This is a genomic window from Microbacterium sp. NPDC060117, assembly GCF_042729315.1.
GTDB lineage: Bacteria > Actinomycetota > Actinomycetes > Actinomycetales > Microbacteriaceae > Microbacterium.
This window is the reverse complement of sequence record NZ_JBHWXR010000002.1, coordinates 69,584-90,302: the sequence shown is the minus strand read 5'-3', so window position 1 is coordinate 90,302 and position 20,719 is coordinate 69,584. Positions and strand designations below refer to the sequence as shown.

At 69.8% G+C, this 20,719-nt stretch carries 17 protein-coding genes; 6 read left to right on the top strand and 11 right to left on the bottom strand.

Going from position 1 to position 20,719, the window contains the following annotated elements:
* Positions 1-79: 79 nt before the first annotated feature.
* Both mraZ and ACFWCK_RS06550 read right to left on the bottom strand, forming a co-directional pair.
* Positions 80-511 carry a division/cell wall cluster transcriptional repressor MraZ gene (gene mraZ, locus ACFWCK_RS06555; RefSeq protein ID WP_233309138.1) on the bottom strand — a complete coding sequence of 144 codons (432 nt, stop codon included), beginning with the start codon at positions 509-511 and terminating at the stop codon, positions 80-82.
* Positions 512-772: 261 nt separating this feature from the next.
* A complete protein-coding gene (locus tag ACFWCK_RS06550; RefSeq protein ID WP_233309137.1) occupies positions 773-1,144 on the bottom strand; it encodes a DUF3040 domain-containing protein in 372 nt (123 codons plus the stop codon).
* A 136-nt stretch (positions 1,145-1,280) separates the two neighbouring features.
* On the opposite strand from ACFWCK_RS06550, the gene ACFWCK_RS06545 reads away from it, so the two are divergent.
* Positions 1,281-2,366, top strand: a complete 1,086-nt coding sequence (locus ACFWCK_RS06545; protein WP_378805116.1) for a polyprenyl synthetase family protein — start codon at positions 1,281-1,283, stop codon at positions 2,364-2,366.
* Positions 2,367-2,466: 100 nt separating this feature from the next.
* Here the strand turns inward: ACFWCK_RS06545 and ACFWCK_RS06540 are convergent, their stop codons facing one another.
* The gene (locus ACFWCK_RS06540; protein ID WP_233309135.1) at positions 2,467-2,817 is read right to left on the bottom strand and encodes an Rv2175c family DNA-binding protein; all 351 of its coding nucleotides are present in this window, start codon (positions 2,815-2,817) and stop codon (positions 2,467-2,469) included.
* A gap of 173 nt (positions 2,818-2,990) precedes the next feature.
* On the opposite strand from ACFWCK_RS06540, the gene ACFWCK_RS06535 reads away from it, so the two are divergent.
* Both ACFWCK_RS06535 and pknB read left to right on the top strand, forming a co-directional pair.
* Complete coding sequence (locus ACFWCK_RS06535; protein WP_378805115.1) at positions 2,991-4,025, top strand: LysM peptidoglycan-binding domain-containing protein; 1,035 nt, start codon at positions 2,991-2,993, stop codon at positions 4,023-4,025.
* A 91-nt stretch (positions 4,026-4,116) separates the two neighbouring features.
* Complete coding sequence (gene pknB / locus ACFWCK_RS06530; protein ID WP_378805114.1) at positions 4,117-6,045, top strand: Stk1 family PASTA domain-containing Ser/Thr kinase; 1,929 nt, start codon at positions 4,117-4,119, stop codon at positions 6,043-6,045.
* A gap of 89 nt (positions 6,046-6,134) precedes the next feature.
* Here pknB and ACFWCK_RS06525 read toward each other — a convergent pair whose 3' ends face one another.
* Together ACFWCK_RS06525 and ACFWCK_RS06520 are read right to left on the bottom strand one after the other, a co-directional pair.
* A complete protein-coding gene (locus tag ACFWCK_RS06525; RefSeq protein ID WP_378805113.1) occupies positions 6,135-7,469 on the bottom strand; it encodes a class II 3-deoxy-7-phosphoheptulonate synthase in 1,335 nt (444 codons plus the stop codon).
* Positions 7,470-7,530: 61 nt separating this feature from the next.
* Positions 7,531-8,220 (bottom strand): lysophospholipid acyltransferase family protein, encoded by a 690-nt coding sequence (locus tag ACFWCK_RS06520; RefSeq protein WP_378805112.1) that lies wholly within the window; start codon positions 8,218-8,220, stop codon positions 7,531-7,533.
* 170 nt (positions 8,221-8,390) lie between these two features.
* Here ACFWCK_RS06520 and ACFWCK_RS06515 point away from each other — a divergent pair, with 170 nt between their 5' ends.
* Positions 8,391-10,217 carry an AMP-dependent synthetase/ligase gene (locus ACFWCK_RS06515; RefSeq protein WP_378805111.1) on the top strand — a complete coding sequence of 609 codons (1,827 nt, stop codon included), beginning with the start codon at positions 8,391-8,393 and terminating at the stop codon, positions 10,215-10,217.
* A 68-nt stretch (positions 10,218-10,285) separates the two neighbouring features.
* Here ACFWCK_RS06515 and ACFWCK_RS06510 read toward each other — a convergent pair whose 3' ends face one another.
* From ACFWCK_RS06510 to ACFWCK_RS06500, 3 genes are all read right to left on the bottom strand, one after another.
* Complete coding sequence (locus tag ACFWCK_RS06510; protein WP_233309129.1) at positions 10,286-10,777, bottom strand: peptide deformylase; 492 nt, start codon at positions 10,775-10,777, stop codon at positions 10,286-10,288.
* The gene (locus tag ACFWCK_RS06505; RefSeq protein WP_378805109.1) at positions 10,777-12,768 is read right to left on the bottom strand and encodes an AAA family ATPase; all 1,992 of its coding nucleotides are present in this window, start codon (positions 12,766-12,768) and stop codon (positions 10,777-10,779) included. The genes ACFWCK_RS06510 and ACFWCK_RS06505 overlap by 1 nt, the downstream gene beginning before the upstream one ends.
* Before the next feature lie 127 nt (positions 12,769-12,895).
* Positions 12,896-16,309: a pyruvate carboxylase gene (locus ACFWCK_RS06500; RefSeq protein ID WP_378805108.1), complete on the bottom strand. Its 3,414-nt coding sequence runs from the start codon at positions 16,307-16,309 to the stop codon at positions 12,896-12,898.
* A gap of 83 nt (positions 16,310-16,392) precedes the next feature.
* Here ACFWCK_RS06500 and ACFWCK_RS06495 point away from each other — a divergent pair, with 83 nt between their 5' ends.
* Positions 16,393-17,202 carry a ParA family protein gene (locus ACFWCK_RS06495; protein ID WP_045252454.1) on the top strand — a complete coding sequence of 270 codons (810 nt, stop codon included), beginning with the start codon at positions 16,393-16,395 and terminating at the stop codon, positions 17,200-17,202.
* An 86-nt stretch (positions 17,203-17,288) separates the two neighbouring features.
* On the opposite strand, the gene ACFWCK_RS06490 is transcribed toward ACFWCK_RS06495, so the two are convergent.
* The 3 genes from ACFWCK_RS06490 to ACFWCK_RS06480 all read right to left on the bottom strand — a co-directional run bounded on the left by ACFWCK_RS06490 (position 17,289) and on the right by ACFWCK_RS06480 (position 19,120).
* Positions 17,289-17,834 carry a MerR family transcriptional regulator gene (locus tag ACFWCK_RS06490; RefSeq protein ID WP_045272640.1) on the bottom strand — a complete coding sequence of 182 codons (546 nt, stop codon included), beginning with the start codon at positions 17,832-17,834 and terminating at the stop codon, positions 17,289-17,291.
* 132 nt (positions 17,835-17,966) lie between these two features.
* On the bottom strand, positions 17,967-18,644 hold the full coding sequence (locus tag ACFWCK_RS06485; protein WP_378805107.1) for a MerR family transcriptional regulator: 678 nt from the start codon (positions 18,642-18,644) through the stop codon (positions 17,967-17,969).
* Positions 18,644-19,120 carry an FHA domain-containing protein gene (locus tag ACFWCK_RS06480; RefSeq protein ID WP_233309126.1) on the bottom strand — a complete coding sequence of 159 codons (477 nt, stop codon included), beginning with the start codon at positions 19,118-19,120 and terminating at the stop codon, positions 18,644-18,646. Before ACFWCK_RS06480 ends, ACFWCK_RS06485 begins: the two co-directional genes overlap by 1 nt.
* Before the next feature lie 113 nt (positions 19,121-19,233).
* On the opposite strand from ACFWCK_RS06480, the gene lpdA reads away from it, so the two are divergent.
* A complete protein-coding gene (gene lpdA, locus ACFWCK_RS06475) occupies positions 19,234-20,631 on the top strand; it encodes a dihydrolipoyl dehydrogenase (RefSeq protein WP_233309125.1) in 1,398 nt (465 codons plus the stop codon).
* Positions 20,632-20,719: the final 88 nt, after the last annotated feature.

Genomic DNA, 20,719 nt, shown 5'->3' with positions numbered 1-20,719 from the left:
TGATCCCCATCCGCTCGACCCGGCACCGGGGAAGGTGCGCCGGGGCGGGAGCGGCTGGGAGTCACAGCCAGGGGCCGGTTCAGAACAGGCCGGGGATCACCTCCTCCTCGAGTTCGGCGAAGGCGTCTTCGTGTCCTTCGGCGTACGCGTTCCACGCCGCCGCGTCCCAGATCTCGGCGTGCGCGCCGACGCCGGTGACGATGAGCTCCTTGCCCAGGCCCGCGTACGTGCGCAGGTGAGCGGGGATGGTGATGCGGTTCTGGCTGTCCGGCATCTCCGCGCTCGCCCCCGAGAGGAACATGCGCAGGAACGCGCGCGCCTCCTTGTTCGCGAGAGGCGCCTGCCGGATGCGTTCGTGCACGCTCTCGAACTCCGCCGTGCTGAACACGTACAGACAGCGGTCCTGTCCGCGAGTGACGACGATGCCGCCGGCCAGATCCTCGCGGAATTTGGCGGGGAGGATGACGCGGCCCTTGTCGTCGAGCTTGGGGGAATGCGTGCCGAGCAACATGCGCCTATCCCCCTTTCGCCGCCGTTTCCTCCACTTTACTCCACTTCCCTCCATTTCGATACCTATTCGTGTCTCGGCGGGCACCGCGCGGGGCACGACGAAGGCCCCGGTTCCGCGAGATCACGCGGAACCGAGGCCTGTGGAGTGAAGTGGAGGGAGTGGTGGAGCGAAGGGGAGGATGCCGGGGCCGATCTGACCCGCGGACGACGGAGGGTCCGGCGGCCGAAGCCGCCGGACCCTCAGGAGATCACAGTGAGGAGATCAGCGCTCCTCGTGCCGACGGTCCCACCGATCGTTCATGCGGTCCATGAACGACGGGGACGGCTCTTTGCTCTTGGAGCTGGGGCCCGCGTCGCGTCCGCCGCTGTGGTGCACCGGCGTGAGGGCGAGCATCAGCCCCCCGAGCATGGCGGCGAAGGCGACCACGCCGATGATGATCCCGCCGATGTTGCCCACCACGACGCCCACGATCAGGCCGCCGACGCCGGCGAGCAGCAGCACGGCTCCGTAGATGAGATTGCGATAGCTGAGCGCGCGGTCTCCTGCGTGCGCGGAAACGACGTCGGCGTCGTTCTGCATGAGATGGCGCTCCATCTCATCGAGCAGGCGCTGCTCCTGTTCGGAGAGTGGCATTTCGTCCCCCTCGGGTGGTCTTCCGCCCAGTCTACGCGCGCCGGGATGCCCCGGGGTAGGGATTCGCCTGGGAGTTGCGCATCACCTTGCAGAATGCGTGCCCGTCCGGCTCGATCGCGCTGAGTAGGCTGATCCGGTGGCATCCTCATCCGCTGTGATCGACCAGGTCTCCGCCCGTCTCGACGCCTTCGTCGCCCGGATGCGCGAGGAGACCGCGACGTACGGCCCCGATGCCTCGGCCTTCGTCTCGTCCGCCGAGGCGACCCTGCGCGGCGGCAAGCGCCTGCGTGCGCGGTTCTGCCATGCGGGATGGGCCTCGGTTGCGGGCCTTGACGGGATCGACGCTCCGCCGACCGCGCTCTGGGACGCCTGCGCCGCGCTCGAGGCGTTCCAGTCCGCCGCACTCGTGCATGACGATCTGATCGACAACTCCGACACGCGCCGAGGCCGGCCCTCGGCGCACCGCGCCCTGGAGGCCGCGCACGTCGGACAGGGATGGAGCGGCAACGCCGTCGAATTCGGTCGCGCCGCCGCCGTACTGCTCGGCGACCTGCTCGTGGCGTGGAGCGATGACCTGCTGGAGGCCGGGATCTCGACGAGTCCGCACGCCGGCGCCGTCCGCGCGGAGTACGCCCGGATGCGCCGTGACGTCACGATCGGACAGTTCCTCGACATCGCCGAGGAGTCGGCGTGGAGTGTGAACCTCGACGACGGCCATTCCGAACGCGCCCTGCGCGTCGTCTCGTTGAAGGCGGCGCGGTACAGCGTCGAGCAGCCGCTGCTGATCGGAGCGGTGATCGCCGGCGCCGATCAGGCCCAGCAGGCCGCCCTGCGCGCCTTCGGGCACCCGCTCGGCATGGCCTTCCAGCTGCGCGACGACGTGCTCGGCGTCTTCGGCGACGAGCAGGTCACCGGCAAGCCGGCCGGCGACGACCTGCGCGAGGGCAAGCGCACCCTGCTCATCGCGTGGACCCGGCAGGCGCTCGCACCCCAGGGCCGGCGTCTCGTCGACGAGCTGCTGGGCGATCCCCAGCTGACCGCGGATCAGATCGCGAGCCTGCAGGCGATCATCATGGAGTCCGGAGCACTCACCCGCATGGAACAGCTCATCGTGGAATACGCCGAAGCCGGCGAAGCCGCCCTACGGGAGGCGCCGCTGGATGCCGGGGCGCTCGACCTGCTGCGCGGGCTCGCCCGCGACGCGACACAGCGCACGGCCTGACCGCGGCGACGACCGGCCGGAGGTCCCGCCGACCGCCGTGCTGATCGAGCTCGGCACGAGCCCGATCAGGCTCGGCGGACCCGACCTGGGCTCTGCGGTGTCAGGCCAGGGCGCGTGCGACCCGCCGGACCTCGCTCTTGTGGCCATCGCGAAGAGCCGCGATCGGTGCGCGACCGATGGACTCCTCCTCGGCGAGCAGCCAGTCGATGACCTCGTCGTCGCTGAACCCGGCGTCCTTGAGCACGATGATGGTGCCACGCAGCGAGCCCAGCGGCTGGTCGTCCTTCAGGAAGACGGCCGGAACCGCGAGCGGCCCGTTGCGCCGGGAGCCGACGAGATGCTGCTCGTCGAAGAGCCGGTGCACACGCCCCAGCGGCTCGCCGAGGATCTCGACGAGTTCAGGAAGGGTCAGCCATTCGGCCGCGGGGGCCGCCGTTTCCGTTTCAGACACCCAGCAATGTTCTCATCCCCCGGCCGGGGCGGCGGTCACGGCGCCCATTTCCCACGCTGATCTCATCTTTCACATTTGTCACTTCAGTTGACTTGCCTTTACATCCGTGACAACGTCGTAGGGCCGACGCGCGATGCCGCGCACCGGTGCCAGACGTCAGAATCGGGGGATCCATGACGACCACACCGAGTACGCGCCGTGCTCTCGGCCTCGCCGTACCGACCGTGCTGCTGACCACGGTGGCGACCGCGCTCGTCGCGACGCCCGCTCAGGCGCACACGCCCGCTCGCGTCCCCGCGCCTGGGCTGACCGCGTTGCCGACCGGAGCGGCCGCGGCTGCTCTCGCAGCGAGGACCGTGCCGGTCGAGCTCGCCCCGGTGACCGCCTACACGGTGCAGGACGGCGACACGCTGTGGGACATCGCTCGGGCCCACGGAACCAGCGTCGCGGCCCTCTACGCGGCCAACGGGCTCGGATCCGATTCGATCATCTACCCCGGCCAGGTGCTCGCCCTGGGCGGCACGGCGCCGGCCCCCTCCCCCGCCGCGTCCGAGTCGGCGACGCCGGCCCCCGCAGCGGACGCCGCCGGTCCCGGGTACGCCGTGGTCGCCGGCGACACGCTGTGGTCGATCGCGCACGAGCACGGGATCTCCCTCGCCGAGCTCTACGCGGCCAACGGGCTCTCCCCCGACTCGATCATCTACCCCGGCCAGACTCTGCGATTCGCTGCGCCCGCGCCTGCGCCTGCTCCCGCACCCGCTGCGGCCGATCCTGCGCCTCAGCCTGCACCGGACACCTACACCGCCCCGCAGGTCGTGCTCGACGATGTGCAGACGGCCAACGCGCAGCACATCATCCGCGTCGGCCGCGAGCTGGGCGTGAGCGACCGTGGAATCGCGATCGCCCTGGCCACGGCGATGGTCGAATCCGGTCTGGTGAACACGCCGTCCGGAGATCGCGACTCGATCGGACTGTTCCAGCAGCGCCCCAGCACCGGCTGGGGATCCCCGGAGCAGATCGCCGACGCGGACTACGCGATCAGGGCGTTCTACGTGGGCACCGCGCACACCAACGGCCTGCTGGACATCCCCGGCTGGGAGAGCCTCGGCTTCAGCGAGGCCGCCCAGGAGGTGCAGATCTCCGCGTTCCCCGCCCGCTACGGACTGTGGGAACCGCAGGCCGACGGCTGGCTCGCCGCACTCGGCTGAGCGGCTGCGGATCGCTCCCCCGGTGAACGGAAAAGCCCCCGCACGCGAGCCGTTCCCCGGGCTCTCAGCGAGTTCTCCATAGACTCTTGCCGTGACGACCAGCCAACAAGCCGACCCCCTCATCGGGCGGCTCGTCGACGGTCGCTACCGCGTCCGCGCACGGATCGCGCGTGGCGGCATGGCCACCGTGTACGTCGCCACCGACCTGCGGCTCGAACGCCGCATCGCCCTGAAGGTCATGCACGGCCACCTCAGCGACGACTCCGTGTTCCAGAGCCGCTTCATCCAGGAGGCCCGCGCGGCCGCGCGACTCGCCGATCCGCACGTCGTCAACGTCTTCGACCAGGGTCAGGACGGCGAGCTCGCCTATCTCGTCATGGAGTATCTGCCCGGCATCACGCTGCGCGAGCTCATGCGCGAGCAGCGCCGCCTCACCGTCCCGCAGACCATCACGATCATGGACGCGGTGCTGTCGGGTCTCGCGGCCGCGCATCGCGCCGGCATCGTGCACCGGGACGTCAAGCCGGAGAACGTGCTGCTGGCGGAGGACGGCCGGATCAAGATCGGCGACTTCGGCCTGGCGCGTGCGACCACGGCGAACACCGCCTCGGGTGCCCAGCTGATGGGCACGATCGCCTACCTCGCCCCGGAGCTCGTCACGCGCGGCACCGCGGACGCCCGCAGTGACATCTACGCGCTCGGGATCATGCTGTACGAGATGCTCGTCGGCGAGCAGCCCTACAAGGGCGAGCAGCCGATGCAGATCGCGTTCCAGCACGCCACCGATTCGGTCCCCCGCCCCAGCGTGCGCAATCCCGGGGTGCCGGAGCAGCTCGACGAGCTCGTGCTGTGGGCGACCGAGAAGACACCGGACGAACGGCCGGACGACGCGCAGGCGATGCTCGACCGGTTGCGCGTGATCGAACGCGAGCTGGGCGTGACGCCCGCCCCGACCACCGCGAAGACGACGGTCGTGCCGATGCGCGACACCGGGGATCAGACCCTCGTGCTGCCAGGCATCCCGGCCACGACCGCCCCAGCCCCCGCGGCAGAGGCGCCGCTCGACAACGCGACGCTACTGCGCCGCCGCACCGCGCACCGGCGCTCCCGCGGCGCGCTGCTGCTGATGCTCGTGCTGCTGCTGGCCGTGGCGGCGGGTGGGACCGGCTGGTGGTTCGGATCCGGTCCCGGCTCGAAGCTCTCGGTTCCGGAGGTCGCGGGAAAGACCTGGGAGGTCGCCGCCGCGGCGATCACGAAGGAGGGGCTCACCCCCGTCCAGGGCGGGGAGAACTCGCTCAATGTGCCGCAGGGCCAGGCGATCCGCACGGATCCGCCCGCGGGGTCACGCGTGGACAAGAAGGCCAAGGTCACCGTGTTGATCTCGACCGGTCCCGCCAAGCACGATCTCCCGAAGCTCGACGCGATGACCGAGGACCAGGCGAAGAAGGCGCTCGCACCGTTCCACCTGAAGCTGCAGGATTCCGTGGCGCTGTTCTCCGGGGCCGACAGCGGACTCGTCATCAACGCCGAGGTCACCCCGCGCGCGGGCGGCGACGCCTACGAGTGCGGCGGAGGCTGCAGCGTCTTCGAGGGCGACCAGATCCGCCTCCTGACCTCCCTGGGTCCGGTTCCGGACGTGACGGGCCTGACCGTGGACGACGCCACGAGCAAGCTCAAGGCCGTGGGTCTCGGCGTCGACTCCGGCTCGGTCTCCTCCTACAGCGACAGCGTGCCGAAGGGTCGCGTGATCGGCATCGGTGATCGCGAGGGCGGCGGCAACTGGCGACCGGGCGACACCATCGTGCTGAACGTGTCCAAGGGGCCGGAGCCCGTGACGGTGCCCGACGTCGTCGGGAAGAACCTCGCCGAGGCCATGCAGACCCTCACGAATGCGGGTCTGAACCCGCAGACCAGCGTGCCCGAGATCGCGTGGAGCCTGTTCCAGGTGACCGGGACGGATCCGAAGGCCGGCGACAGCGTGGAGAAGAACTCGACGATCCGGGTCAAGGTCTCCGGCTGATCGGAGCGTCCTCAGCCGGATGACCGGCCCGTCCCGGTCACGACGAAGGCCCGGATCCGCTGCGCGCAGTGCCGGGCCTTCGGACGATGTCAGCGCTTCTCGAGCTCCTCGGCGACGAGGAACGCGAGCTCGAGCGACTGCATGTGGTTCAGGCGCGGGTCGCACAGCGACTCGTAGCGCGTCGCGAGCGCGGCCTCGTCGATCTGCTCGGATCCGCCCAGGCACTCGGTCACGTCATCGCCGGTGAGCTCCACGTGGATCCCGCCGGGGAAGGTGCCGACGGCGCGGTGCGCCTCGAAGAAGCCGCGCACCTCGTCGACCACGTCATCGAAGCGCCGGGTCTTGTATCCGGTCGGCGTGGTGATGCCGTTGCCGTGCATCGGGTCGGTGACCCACAGCGGCTGCGCGCCGGAGTCCTTCACGGCCTGCAGCAGCGGCGGCAGCGCCTCGCGGATCTTGCCCGCACCCATGCGCGTGATGAACGTGAGCCGGCCGGGCTCGCGATTCGGGTCGAGCTTGTCGATGAGGGCGAGCGCGGTGTCGGTCGTCGTGGTGGGACCGAGCTTCACGCCGATGGGGTTGCGGACCTTCGAGAAGTAGTCGACGTGCGCACCGTCCAGCTCGCGGGTGCGCTCCCCGATCCAGAGGAAGTGCGCCGAGGTGTTGTACGGCGTCAGGGTGCGGGAGTCGATGCGGGTCATCGGGCGCTCGTAGTCCATGAGTAGACCCTCATGGCCGGTGAAGAACTCGACGCGCTTGAGCTCATCGAAGTCGGCGCCCGCCGCCTCCATGAACTTGATGGCGCGGTCAATCTCGGCCGCCATGCGCTCGTAGCGCTGGTTGGCGGGGTTCTTCGCGAAGCCCTGGTTCCAGGAGTGCACCTCGCGGAGGTCCGCGAATCCACCCTGGGTGAAGGCGCGGATGAGGTTCAGCGTCGAGGCGGCCGTGTGGTAGCCCTGCAGCAGTCGCGAGGGGTTCGCCTCGCGGGAGCCCTCCGTGAAGTCGTAGCCGTTGACGATGTCGCCGCGGTACGCGGGCAGCGTCACGTCGCCGCGGGTCTCCGTGTCGCTCGAACGCGGCTTGGCGAACTGCCCGGCCATGCGTCCCATCTTCACCACGGGCATGGACGCGCCGTAGGTGAGCACGACCGCCATCTGCAGCACCGTCTTGATGCGGTTGCGGATCTGGTCGGCGGTGGCACCGGCGAACGTCTCGGCGCAGTCGCCGCCCTGCAGCAGGAACGCCTGCCCGGAGGCAGCACGGGCGAGACGCTCGCGGAGGTTGTCCACCTCACCGGCGAACACGAGCGGCGGAAGTGCGGCGATCTGCGAGGAGACCTCGGCGACGCGCTCGGCGTCGGGCCACTGGGGCTGCTGCTTGATCGGGAGGGCGCGCCACGAGTCGAGATCGAGAGGCTGAGGCATCCCCCCATCCTAGGGTGCGGGGACGGGGGCGGATCGCTCTATGAAGCCCGCACGGCGCCGGCTACGACGCCTGCGCGGCGAGGCGGTCCTTGACGGTGGAGGCGTAGACGTCCTCGTAGTGCTGCTCGCCCAGCCGCTGCAGCGCGATCATGATCTCGTCGGTCACCGAGCGCAGGATGTAGCGGTCGTTCTCCATGCCCGCATATCGGGAGAAGTCCAGAGGCTCCCCGATCACGATGCCCACGCGCATGATCTTGGGGATGCGCTGCCCGGTTGGCATCGCGACGTCGGTGTCGACCATCACGACAGGGACCACCGGGACCTTCGCCTCCAGCGCCATCCGCGCGATGCCGGTGCGACCGCGGTACAGCTTGCCGTCGGGGCTGCGCGTGCCCTCGGGGTAGATGCCGAGCAGGTCGCCGCGGCCGAGCACGCCGAGCCCGGTGTTCAGCGAAGCCTCGGAGGCTTTGCCGCCCGAGCGGTCGATGGGCAGCTGACCTGTGCCCTTCATGAACATCCGCGTGGCCCAGCCTTTGAGGCCGCGGCCGGTGAAGTAGTCGCTCTTGGCGAGGAACGACATCTTCCGATCCAGCATCAGCGGCAGGAAGATCGAGTCGGAGAAGGACAGGTGGTTGCTCGCCATGATCGCGGCACCCGTCACCGGAACATGCGCCCTGCCCACGATCCACGGGCGGAAGATCGCCTTCACCAGCGGCCCGATGGCGATGTACTTCATGAACCAGTAGATCATCGCCCGCAGTCTATCCCGCTGCAGGGACGAGGACGAGAGCCGCGTCCGCAGGGTGCGACGCAGTTTCACCGATCGTGCGACTGAATCTCACCGTGGATGCCCCGACCCCAGACGCCGCATGGCATAGACTCCTGGGAAGCATGTACCCGTCCGGCCCCGAAGGAGTTGCCGTGGTCCAGTTCGAAGTCCCCGCGATCGTCAAAGCCGCACCCGAGGACAACATCACCGACCTCCTCGAGCAGCGGGTGCAGAAGACCCCGAATCTCGCACTGTTCTCCGTGCCGGAGGGTGCCGGCTGGCGCGACATCACCGCCGCCGAGTTCCGCACGGCGGTGATCGCCCTCGCGAAGGGCTTCGTGGCGGCCGGCATCCAGCCCGGCGAGAAGGTGGGCTTCCTCGCGCGCACGACGTATGAGTGGACCCTGGTCGACTTCGCCCTGTTCTACGCCGGTGCCGTCATGGTGCCGATCTACGAGACCAGCTCCCCGTCGCAGATCCAGTGGATCCTCGAGGACTCGGCGGCGATCTCGCTCATGGTCGAGTCCCCCGAGCACTTCACCCGCTTCGACGAGGTCCGCGGCGACCTGCCGCTGGTCCGCGACGTCTGGCAGATGCACCTCGGCGCGATCGCGCAGCTCACCGCGCAGGGGGTCGACGTGCCCGACGAGGAGATCGAGCGCCGCCGCGTCATCGCCAACGGCGCGGACATCGCCACGCTCATCTACACCTCGGGTTCGACCGGGCGCCCCAAGGGTTGCGTCCTCACGCACAGCAACTTCGTCGAGCTGTCCCGCAATGCGGCGAAGTCGCTCGACGACGTCGTGTCGATCCAGGGCGCGTCGACCGTGCTGTTCATCACGACCGCACACGTGTTCGCGCGCTTCATCTCCATCCTCGACATCCACGCCGGCGTCCGCACCGGCCACCAGCCGGACACCAAGCAGCTGCTCCCCGCGCTCGGATCCTTCAAGCCCACCTTCCTCCTCGCCGTGCCGCGCGTCTTCGAGAAGGTCTACAACTCGGCCGAGCAGAAGGCCGAGGCCGGTGGCAAGGGCAAGATCTTCCGCGCCGCCGCGGCGACCGCCATCGAGCACTCCCGCCTCGTCGAGGAGGGCGCGAAGATCCCGCTCGGCATGAGGATCAAGTTCGCCCTGTTCGACAGGCTCGTCTACGCGAAGCTGCGTGAGGCGATGGGCGGCAACGTGCAGTATGCGATCTCCGGATCCGCGCCGCTCGGGGCGCGCCTCGGCCACTTCTTCCACAGCCTGGGGATCACGATCCTGGAGGGCTACGGGCTCACCGAGACCACGGCCCCCGCGACCGTGAACACCGCGCACAAGGCGAAGATCGGCACCGTCGGTCCCGCGCTGCCCGGAGTGGGCATCCGCCTCGCCGACGACGGCGAGATCGAGGTGCGCGGCATCAACGTCTTCAAGGAGTACTGGAACAACCCGGAGGCCACCGAGGCCGCGTTCCACGACAGCTGGTTCCGCACCGGTGACCTCGGCTCCTTCGACGACGAGGGTTTCCTGACCATCACCGGCCGCAAGAAGGAGATCATCGTCACCGCAGGCGGCAAGAACGTCTCCCCCGCCGCGCTCGAGGATCCGATCCGCGCCAACCCGATCGTCGGCCAGGTGGTCGTGGTCGGCGACCAGAAGCCGTTCATCGCGGCGCTCGTCACGCTCGACCCGGAGATGCTGCCGTCCTGGCTGGCGAACAACGGTCTGGACGCGGGCATGTCGCTCGCCGATGCCGCCACGAACGACGCTGTCCGCGCAGAGGTGCAGCGCGCCATCGACGTCGCCAACACCCGCGTGTCGCGCGCCGAGTCGATCCGCAAGTTCACGATCCTGCCCTCCGAGTGGACCGAGGCGAGCGGGCACCTCACGCCCAAGCTCTCGATCAAGCGCAACGTGATCATGAAGGACTTCGCACCGCAGGTCGCCGAGATCTACAACGAGACCACGGCCACCACGACGGTGCCGCTGGGCTGATCGCAGGACAACGGAGAAGGGCCCCGGGATCTTCCCCGGGGCCCTTCTCCGTTCTCAGATCCCCGTTCTCAGAACCAGGAGCTCTCGCGGACCTCACGCATCGCGATCTTGCGGGTCTCGGGATCCAGCCGGGAGAGGTACACCGTGCCGTCCAGGTGGTCGGTCTCGTGCTGCAGCGCCTGGGCGAGCAGCCCCTCCCCCTCCAGCACCACGGGCTCGCCGTCGAGGTCGATCCCCTCCACGCGCGCCCACGGGTGGCGCAGTGCGTCGTGCCAGAGGCCGGGCACGGAGAGGCAGCCCTCACCGGTGGGCACCGGCTCGCCGCGCACCTCGACCAGCACCGGGTTCAGCACGTAGCCGATGTCGCCGTCGATGTTGTAGCTGAACGCGCGCAGCGCCACACCGATCTGCGGCGCCGCGACTCCGGCACGACCGGGCAGCTCGACACTGTCGACCAGGTCGGCGACGAGCGCACGGACGCCGTCATCGATCGTCCCGATCTCCGCGCACACCGTGCGCAGCACAGGGTCTCCGAAGAGCCTGATCTCACGGACCGCCATCAGGCCGCCTGCGCTCTCAGGCCCTCGACCACGATCGCGGCGAGCTCCCGCGCGGCCTGGCGCGTCTCGGGCTGCAGGGCAGCGAAGGTGATCGCGCTGCCTGCCGCGATGCGGGCGTCGTACGGGATGCGCAGCACGTGCGCGACACGGGTGCGGAAGTGCGCCTCCAGTTCTCCCAGGCGCACCATGGGAGACCCCGGGGTCGACTGGTTGAGCACCACGACCGCCTCGCGGACCTTGCCGGCATAGCCGTTCGTCTCGAGCCAGGTGAGCGTCTCGGACGCGAGGCGCGCCTCGTCGACGCTGAGCCCCGCGACGATCACGAGCGTGTCCGCGCGGTCCAGGGTCGCGCCCATCACCGAATGCACGATGCCGGTGCCGGTGTCGGTCAGCACGAGCGAGTAGTAGTGCGCGGCGACGGAGGCGACCTGGTCGTAATCCTCGTCGCTGAACGCCTCGGAGACGCGAGGGTCGGCGTCCGAGGCCAGCACATCGAGGCGCGTGGCATCGCGCGAGACCACGGCGGAGATGTCGTGATAGCCGGTGACCTGATCGTGGATGCGCACCAGGTCGCGCACGGTCTTGCTGTTCGTGCGTGCGATGCGGTCGGCAAGCGTGCCGCGGTCGGGGTTCGCGTCGACCGCGATGACCCTGTCCTCCCGTGCGTCGGCGAGAGCCATCCCGAGCAGCGCCGTCACCGTGGTCTTGCCGACGCCGCCCTTGCGGCTCAGCACCGGGACGAACCGGGCCGTACCCGACAGCGGCGCGGCGATGCGCGCGCTCAGAGCCTTGCGCTGCTGGGCGCGTTTGCCGTCGCCGAGGTTGATGCGGCGGCCGGACACCGTGTAGAGCAGATGGCTCCACAGGCCCTCCGGCTCGGGACCGGCGAGTCTGCTCGCGTCCAGCAGCCGGTCGGCGGTGAGCAGGTCCGCGCTCTCCCGTTCCCGGTCGCCGAGCTGATCCAGCCGGCGCGAGGTGAGGTCGGGGTCGGACGTGCGGGCCTGGTCGTCGGTCATGATCTCTTCCTCCGCAGCTGCGGCGGGCACGGTGTTCCTATCGAGCACCCGGACCGGCGCGGGCCCCGATCCGTCGACGGCGCGGAGCACCGGCTCCTCGGGGCGGACCGATGCCGCAGGACCGTCGGTCCTCTCGGGCTCGCGAGTGGCGGCGAAGGTGCGCACCGGCAGCGGGTACGAGTCCTGCGGCGGCACCGGGTCGGGCTCCGCTCCGGCATCCGCGCGGCGGACCCAGGAAGCGCCCTCTTCGTCGAGAGATCCCGCGGGGCCTTCTGCGCCCGCGACGGCGTCCGTGTCGCTCTCGGTGGTGGCGTCGTCGCCCTCGGCAGCGCTCTCGACGTCTTCGTGGACTTCGGCAGCGCTCTCGACGTCCTCATGGACCTCTGCGTCCTCAGCGACCGCCGCGACCTGGATCTCGGGCTCTCCCGCGTCCACGTGCTCGTCGGCGGTGGCCTCGAGTACGACGTCAGGGATCCGGTGATCGGCTCCGTCGGCGGCGGACTCCACGACCGTCTCCACGACCGCATCGAGTGCTTCAGAGGATGGCGTCAGCCGCGACGGGCCGTCGGGATCCTCGACCTCCCCGACGACGTCGTGCCCGTGCTCGTCGTCGTGCTCGGGGGCAGGAGCCTCCTCGACGAGCTCTGCGACGAGGACGTCCTCGGCGGCGACCGCCGGGATCTCGATCACGATGTCCGAGATGCCCGCGCCCTGATGGATCCTCCCGATGCCGTCGTCCGGGCGGACGAGGTCGGCGGGGTCGGCGTCGAGGACGAGGTCGGCGAACGCCTCCCCGTCGGTGACGTCGTCGTCGACGAGATCATCGTCGTCCTGGACCGGCAGCGCGACGGAGACCTGGGCGTTCGGTTCTCCGAGCAGCCCGATGTCCGCCGTGCCGATGGCGCCGGTGCTGTCGAGGACACCGAGGGCGTCCTCGGCATCCTCGCTCTGTGTATTCCTGCGTTCTGTGCTCATGATGCTTCTCCCCCGTGATACGCCCTGTCGGCGCGCATCACAACGCCCAAGGTTAGTGCACATCGCCGCGCCCCGACGCGGCGGGCCGGGGCGGAGGGCGTCCGACGTGCGGGGCCCTCCGCCGCTCTCAGTCCGTGTGCGACGGGCGGATCACGACCAGGAGATCGCCCGCATCGACCTGCTGCGTGGCGCCGATCGCGAGGCGCTCGACGACGCCGTCCACGGGGGCCGTGATCGCCGCCTCCATCTTCATCGCCTCGATGGAGGCGACCGCCTCGCCGGCGCGGACGGCATCACCGACCTCGGCCTTCAGGGTCACCACGCCCGAGAACGGCGCAGCCACCTGCCCCGGCTTCGAGGTGTCCGCCTTCTCGACCTCGTGCACGGTGATCTTGAGGGAGCGATCCCGCACGAACACCGGCCGGAGCTGACCGTTCAGCGTCGTCATGACGGTGCGGAAGCCCTTCTCGTCCGCTTCGCCGATGGCCTCGAGACCCACGTAGAGCTGCACCCCCGGATCGATCTCGGCGACGTGCTCCTCGCCGGGGACCAGGCCGTAGAGGTAGTCCGGCGTGCCGAGCGCGGACAGATCGCCGAACGCGGCGCGGTTGCGTTCGAACTCCGCGGCAGGTCCCGGGAAGAGCAGACGGTTCAGCGCCTGCCGCCGCTCGAGGCTCTCGCCGTCGAGTGCGCGCTGCTCGTCCGGTGAGATCGGGACGACGTCGATCGACACCTGTCGTCCCGCCAGCACCTTCGTGCGGAACGGCTCCGGCCATCCGCCGGGCAGGTCTCCCAACTCTCCGGCCATGAAGCCGATCACCGAGTCGGGGATGTCGTAGTTCTGCGGATTCTGCTCGAAGTCCGCCGGATCCGCTCCCGCCGCGACGAGCGCCAGGGCGAGATCGCCGACGACCTTCGAAGACGGGGTCACCTTGGGGATCCGGCCGAGGATCCGGTCCGCTGCGGCGTACATGTCCTCGATGCGCTCGAAATCGTCCGCGAGGCCCAGCGCGATGGCCTGCTGGCGCAGGTTGGAGAGCTGGCCACCGGGGATCTCGTGGTGGTACACGCGTCCCGTGGGCGCGGGCAAACCCGATTCGAAGGGGCGGTAGAGCTGGCGCACGCCCTCCCAGTACGGCTCCAGATCGCCGATCGCCTGCAGATCCAGCCCGGTGTCGCGGTCGGTGTGCGCAAGTGCCGCCACGAGGGCCGACAGCGACGGCTGGCTCGTCGTGCCGGACATCGGTGCGGCGGCCGCGTCCACCGCGTCGGCGCCGGCGGCACTGGCGGCCAGCAGCGTCGCGAGCTGCCCGCCCGCGGTGTCGTGCGTGTGCACCTGGACGGGCAGATCGAACCGCTCGCGCAACGCGGCCACGAGACGCGCCGCCGCCGCGGGCCGGAGGAGACCCGCCATGTCCTTGATCGCGAGGATGTGCGCGCCGGACTCCACGATCTGCTCAGCGAGGCGCAGGTAGTAGTCCAGCGTGTAGAGCTGTTCCGCGGGGTCCAGCAGATCCCCGGTGTAGCAGAGCGCCACCTCGGCGACCGCGGTGCCCGTCTCCAGCACGGCGTCGATCGCGGGACGCATCTGCGACACGTCGTTGAGCGCGTCGAAGATGCGGAAGATGTCCACCCCCGTCGACGCCGCCTCGCGCACGAACGTGTTCGTCACCTCGACCGGCCGCGGCGTGTACCCGACCGTGTTGCGGCCGCGCAGCAGCATCTGCAGCGGGATGTTCGGGATGGCGGTGCGCAGCGCCTCGAGGCGCTCCCACGGGTCCTCCGCGAGGAAGCGCAGCGCGACGTCGTAGGTCGCCCCGCCCCAGGCCTCGATCGAGAGCAGCTGCGGCGTCATGCGCGCCGCGTGCGGGCCCACGCGCACCAGGTCCCGGGTGCGCACGCGCGTGGCCAGCAGCGACTGGTGCGCGTCGCGGTAGGTGGTCTCGGTGACGGCGAGCGCGGTCTGCTCGCGGAGCGCACGGGCGAACCCTGCCGGCCCGAGGCGGAGCAGCCGCTCGCGGGCTCCGGCGGGCGGCTCGACGCTCAGATCGATCTTCGGGAGCTTGCTGCCGGGCGACGGCGACAACGGCTTCGGTCCGTACTGCTTGTTCACCGTGACATCGCCGAGCCAATTCAGCAGTCGCGTCGCCCGGTCCCTCGAGGGGTTGCTGGTGAGCAGCTGCGGCCGCTCCTCGATGAAGAGCGTCGACACGTCGCCGGCGACGAACGCCGGATCGTCCAGCACGGCGCGCAGGAACGGGATGTTGGTCGCGACCCCGCGGATGCGGAACTCGGCGAGGGCACGCTTCGCCCGGGCCACCGCCGCCGGGAAGTCCCGGCCTCGGCAGGTGAGCTTCGCGAGCATCGAGTCGAAATGCGGGCTGATCTGCGAGCCGGCCGCGGTGGTGCCGCCGTCGAGTCGGATGCCGGCACCGCCGGGCGACCGGTAGGTCGTGATCCGCCCGGTGTCGGGGCGGAAACCCTGCGCCGGGTCCTCGGTCGTGATGCGGCACTGCAGCGCGGCTCCGCGCAGCTGGATCTGGTCCTGCTCGAGGCCCAGGTCGGCGAGCGTCTCGCCGGCCGCGATCCTGATCTGCGACTGCACGAGGTCGACGTCGGTGACCTCCTCCGTCACGGTGTGCTCGACCTGGATCCGTGGGTTCATCTCGATGAAGACGACCTCGCCGGCCCGCTCGCCGGCCGTCTCCAGGAGGAACTCGACGGTGCCGGCGTTCTCGTAGCCGATGGACTTCGCGAACGCCACCGCGTAGCCGTGCAGAGCCTTGCGGATCGTGTCGTCGAGGTTCGGCGCCGGGGCGATCTCGACCACCTTCTGATGGCGGCGCTGCACCGAGCAGTCCCGCTCGAACAGGTGCACGGTATGGCCCGTGCCGTCTGCGAGCACCTGCACCTCGATGTGCCGCGGCCGCTGCACGGCCTGTTCGAGGAAGACGCGGGCGTCGCCGAACGCGCTCCCCGCCTCGCGCATGGCCTCGGCCAGGGCGGGAGCCAGCTCGCCGATCGTCTCCACCCGGCGCATCCCGCGGCCTCCGCCGCCCGCGACGGCCTTGACGAAGATCGGGAACCCGATCCCCTCGGCCTGCGCGACCAGCTCGTCCACGTCGTCCGAGGCGCCGGTCGAGCGCAGCACCGGCACGCCTGCGGCGACCGCGTGCTGCTTCGCGGTGACCTTGTTGCCGGCCATCTCCAGCACATGCGCCGGAGGCCCGATGAAGGCGATGCCGTTCTCGGCCGCGCGCGCCGCCAGCTCCGGGTTCTCGGAGAGGAAGCCGTAGCCGGGGTAGATCGCGTCCGCGCCGCACTCGCGTGCCACCCGGATGATCTCCTCCACGTCGAGGTAGGCCCGCACCGGGTGCCCGACCTCGCCGATCTGATACGACTCATCGGCTTTCTGCCGGTGGATGGATCCGCGATCCTCCCAGGGGAAGACCGCGACGGTCCTGGCCCCTACCTCGAACGCGGCTCTGAAGGCCCGGATCGCGATCTCTCCACGATTGGCCACAAGGATCTTCTGGAACATGGCACCTCGAACACTGGTTGCGCAACGACGCGCATCGGGGGGCTGAGTGTTTCCTCAGCCTAGAGGAAGGTAACGTGGTCTCCGTGCACGTACTCAGCGTCAGTTCCCTCAAGGGCGGTGTCGGCAAGACGACCGTGACCCTCGGCCTCGCCTCGGCGGCGTTCGCCCGCGGCGTCCGGACCCTCGTGGTCGACCTCGACCCGCAGTCCGACGTCTCCACCGGCATGGACATCCAGGTCGCCGGGCGCCTCAACATCGCCGATGTCCTGGCGAACCCGAAGGAGAAGGTGGTCCGACAGGCGATCACGTCCTCGGGCTGGGCCAAGGTGCACCCCGGCACGATCGACGTGCTGATCGGCAGCCCGTCCGCGATCAACTTCGACGGCCCGCACCCGAGCGTGCGCGACGTCTGGAAGCTCGAGGAGGCACTCGCCGCCGTCGAGGCCGACTACGACCTCGTGCTGATCGACTGCGCCCCGTCGCTGAACGCGCTCACGCGCACCGCATGGGCCGCGAGCGACCGTGTCATGGTCGTGACCGAGCCCGGACTGTTCTCGGTGGCCGCCGCCGACCGCGCCCTGCGCGCGATCGAGGAGATCCGCCGCGGCCTCTCCCCCCGACTGCAGCCGCTCGGCATCGTGGTCAACCGCGTGCGCCCGCAGTCGATCGAGCACCAGTTCCGCATCAAGGAGCTGCGCGACATGTTCGGCCCGCTCGTGCTCTCGCCCCAGCTGCCGGAGCGCACCTCTCTGCAGCAGGCACAGGGCGCCGCGAAGCCGCTGCACATCTGGCCCGGCGACTCCGCGCAGGAGCTCGCCGCCGACTTCGACACGCTGCTGGACCGGGTGATCCGCACCGGGCGCATCGCCCTGCCCGACGACACCCGCGTCTGAGCGGACTCCGCGGTTCGCAGGAACCCCCGAGACGACGAGAGCCGGTCCCCGAGGGGCCGGCTCTTTCCGTCTGTCGCGCCGCGCGGTCAGGCGGTGCGACGGGAGCGGCGTGCGGCGAGGTCGTCCATCGGCTCCGGCGCGAGGGCGTCGAACTCGACGAGCGTCGCCTCGACCTCGTGGAACACCTTGCCCACGGCGATGCCGAAGACGCCCTGGCCGCGGCTGAGCAGGTCGATCACCTCGTCGTTCGAGGTGCACAGGTAGACCGAGGCGCCATCGCTCATGAGCGTGGTGCCGGCGAGGTCGCGGATGCCGGCAGCGCGGAGCTGGTCGACGGCGGTGCGGATCTGCTGCAGCGAGATGCCGGTGTTCAGCAGCTCCTTGACGAGCTTCAGCACGAGGATGTCGCGGAAGCCGTAGAGCCGCTGGGATCCGGATCCGCTCGCGCCGCGGACGGTGGGGACGACCAGCTCGGTGCGCGCCCAGTAGTCCAGCTGGCGATACGTGATGCCGGCCGCGCGGGCGGCCACGGCACCGCGATAGCCGACCTCGTCGTCCATCGCGGGAAGCCCGTCGGTGAAGAGGAGATCGTCCCCGAACGACGGTGCATCGCCCCGTTCCTCGGCGCTCATGGCATCCTCCTCATCCTGAAGGCACAGCATCCTTCAACCACAACCTGAAAGTCGATGACTCCACGCTAGAACAGCGCGGACCCCCCGACAACGACATCCGTCCCGGGAGGGGGGTGTGTCGCAATCAGTTCGTTACGACAGCAGTCGGCCGATGCCGTCCTTGACCAGGAGCGAGCGCACCTCGTCCAGGCGGGACGCCAGTTCGGGGGCCATCTCGCTGGCGCGCGCCCGCGACGGGGTGTCGGTGCGGCGCAGCAGAGCGGACAGCGCCGACTGGACCAGGGCGATGTCGCGTTCGGCGCTCTGACGCAGCGGCCGCAGGTGGCGCGGCCCGATGCCGTGGCCGTCCAGGGCAGCGAGCGCGCGCAGCAGGGACACCGCGGATTCGGGATAGGTCTCGGCCGCGGGCAGCATGCCGCTGGACACCGCGTCGCCGAGGAGCGCGTGCGACGCACCCGCCGCATGGATCAGCTCGTCGCGACGGTACCGCCGCGGCCCCTGCACGATCGACGCGGGCAGCTCCGGCGAGCCGCCGGACTCCTCGAGCGCGTCGAGGTGCTCGCGGATGACCTTGAGCGGCAGGTACTGATCGCGCTGCAGCGTGAGCGCGATGCGGATCCGCTCCAGGTCGGCGGCGGAGAACTTGCGGTACCCGGATGCGGTGCGCACCGGGTTGACGATCCCCTTCTCCTCCAGGAAGCGGAGCTTGGAGGCGCGCACGTCGGGGAACTCCGGCGTGAGGCGTGCGAGCACCTGGCCGATGCTCAGCAACCCGGTGGGGGCGGAACGCTCGGCGGCCGACGCCGCCATCAGTCGTTCGCCTGCGCGAGATCCACGGGCGAGGCGAAGAAGTTCAGCCGGAACTTGCCGACGCGCACCTCGTAGCCGTTGTGAAGCTCGCTGCGATCGACCCGCTCGCCGTTGACGTAGGTTCCGTTCAGCGAGCGCTGGTCGACGATCTCGAACGCCGTGCCGGTGCGGATGACCTCGGCATGCCGCCGGGAGACCGTCACGTCGTCGAAGAAGATGTCCGCCTCGGGGTGGCGGCCGACCGTGGTGACCGCCGTGTCGAGCAGGTAGCGGGCGCCCGCGAGCGCACCGGAGCGGACCAGCAGCAGCGCGGAACCCGAAGGAAGCGCGGCGATCGCCGCCAGCTCGACCTCGGTCAGCTCGGCGCCGAACGGGACGAACGACAGGTCGGAGTCGTGGCCGAACGTCTGCGTGGTGTCGTGCAGGGGCTCACCGCCGCGGCGGACGGCGCCTTCGGGAACGTCGTTCTCAGTCACTGTTCTCCCCCTCCTCTGGCGTTCCAGCCTATCGGAAGCGCGCGCCCCCCGGGAGCCGGATCCGCGCTGTCTCACCTGCCCGAGCCCGCCCGCGCGGACGATAGGCTGGAAGCATGCCACACTACGACGTCGTCATCCTCGGCGCTGGCCCCGGCGGCTACGTCGCCGCCGTCCGCAGCGCCCAGCTCGGCCTTTCCACCGCGATCATCGAGGAGAAGTACTGGGGCGGCATCTGCCTCAACGTGGGGTGCATCCCCTCGAAGTCGCTCCTCAAGAACGCGGAGATCGCGCACACGTTCAACCACAAGGCCGAGTTCTTCGGCATCTCGGGCGACGTGCACTTCGACTTCGGTGCGGCGTTCGACCGCAGCCGCAAGGTCGCGGACACCCATGTCAAGGGCATCCACTTCCTGATGAAGAAGAACAAGGTCGTCGAGTACGACGGCCGAGGCACCTTCACGGGCCCCAAGGCGATCTCCGTGGCGAAGTCCGACGGCACGACCGAAGAGGTCACGTTCGACAACGTCATCATCGCGACCGGATCCACCGTCCGTCTGCTGCCGGGCGTGCAGCTGAGCGACAACGTCGTCACCTTCGAGGAGCAGATCCTCACGCGCGACCTGCCCGAGTCGATCGTCATCGTGGGCGCCGGCGCCATCGGCATGGAGTTCGGCTACGTGCTGACCAACTACGGCGTGAAGGTCACCATCATCGAGTTCCTCGACCGGGCGCTGCCCAACGAGGACGTCGAGGTCTCCAAGGAGATCCAGAAGCAGTACAAGAAGCTCGGCGTCGACATCCTCACCTCGACCGCGGTGAAGACGGTGACCGACAACGGCTCCTCCGTGCACGTCACCTATGAGACCCGTGACGGCCAGCCGGGCGAGATCACCGCGGGCAAGGTCCTCATGTCCGTCGGCTTCGCCCCGAACGTGAACGGCTACGGCCTGGAGAACACGGGCGTGGCTCTCACCGACCGCGGCGCGATCGACATCGACGACCACATGCGCACCAACGTCGAGGGCATCTACGCCATCGGCGACGTGACCGCCAAGCTGCAGCTCGCCCACGTCGCCGAGGCGCAGGCCGTCGTCGCCGCCGAGACCATCGGCAAGGCGGAGACCATGACGCTGGGCGACTACAGGATGATGCCACGTGCGACGTTCTGCCAGCCGCAGGTCGCCAGCTTCGGTCTCACCGAGGAGCAGGCCAGGGCCGAGGGCCGCGAGATCAAGGTCGCGAAGTTCCCGTTCAGCGCGAACGGCAAGGCGAACGGCCTCGGCGAGCCCGTGGGCTTCGTCAAGCTCATCGCGGATGCCGAGCACCTCGAGCTCATCGGCGGCCACCTGATCGGCCCGGACGTGTCCGAGCTCCTGCCCGAGCTGACCCTCGCGCAGAAGTGGGACCTCACGGCACTCGAAGCCGCCCGCAACGTGCACACGCACCCGACCCTGTCGGAGGCGCTGCAGGAGGCGTTCCACGGGCTCGCGGGCCACATGATCAACCTCTGATCGGATCCGATCGAGCTGAGGGCCGGTCACGCCATGGGCGTGGCCGGCCCTCTGCCGTCCCGCCGACCGCCCTATCGCTGATGAGCGG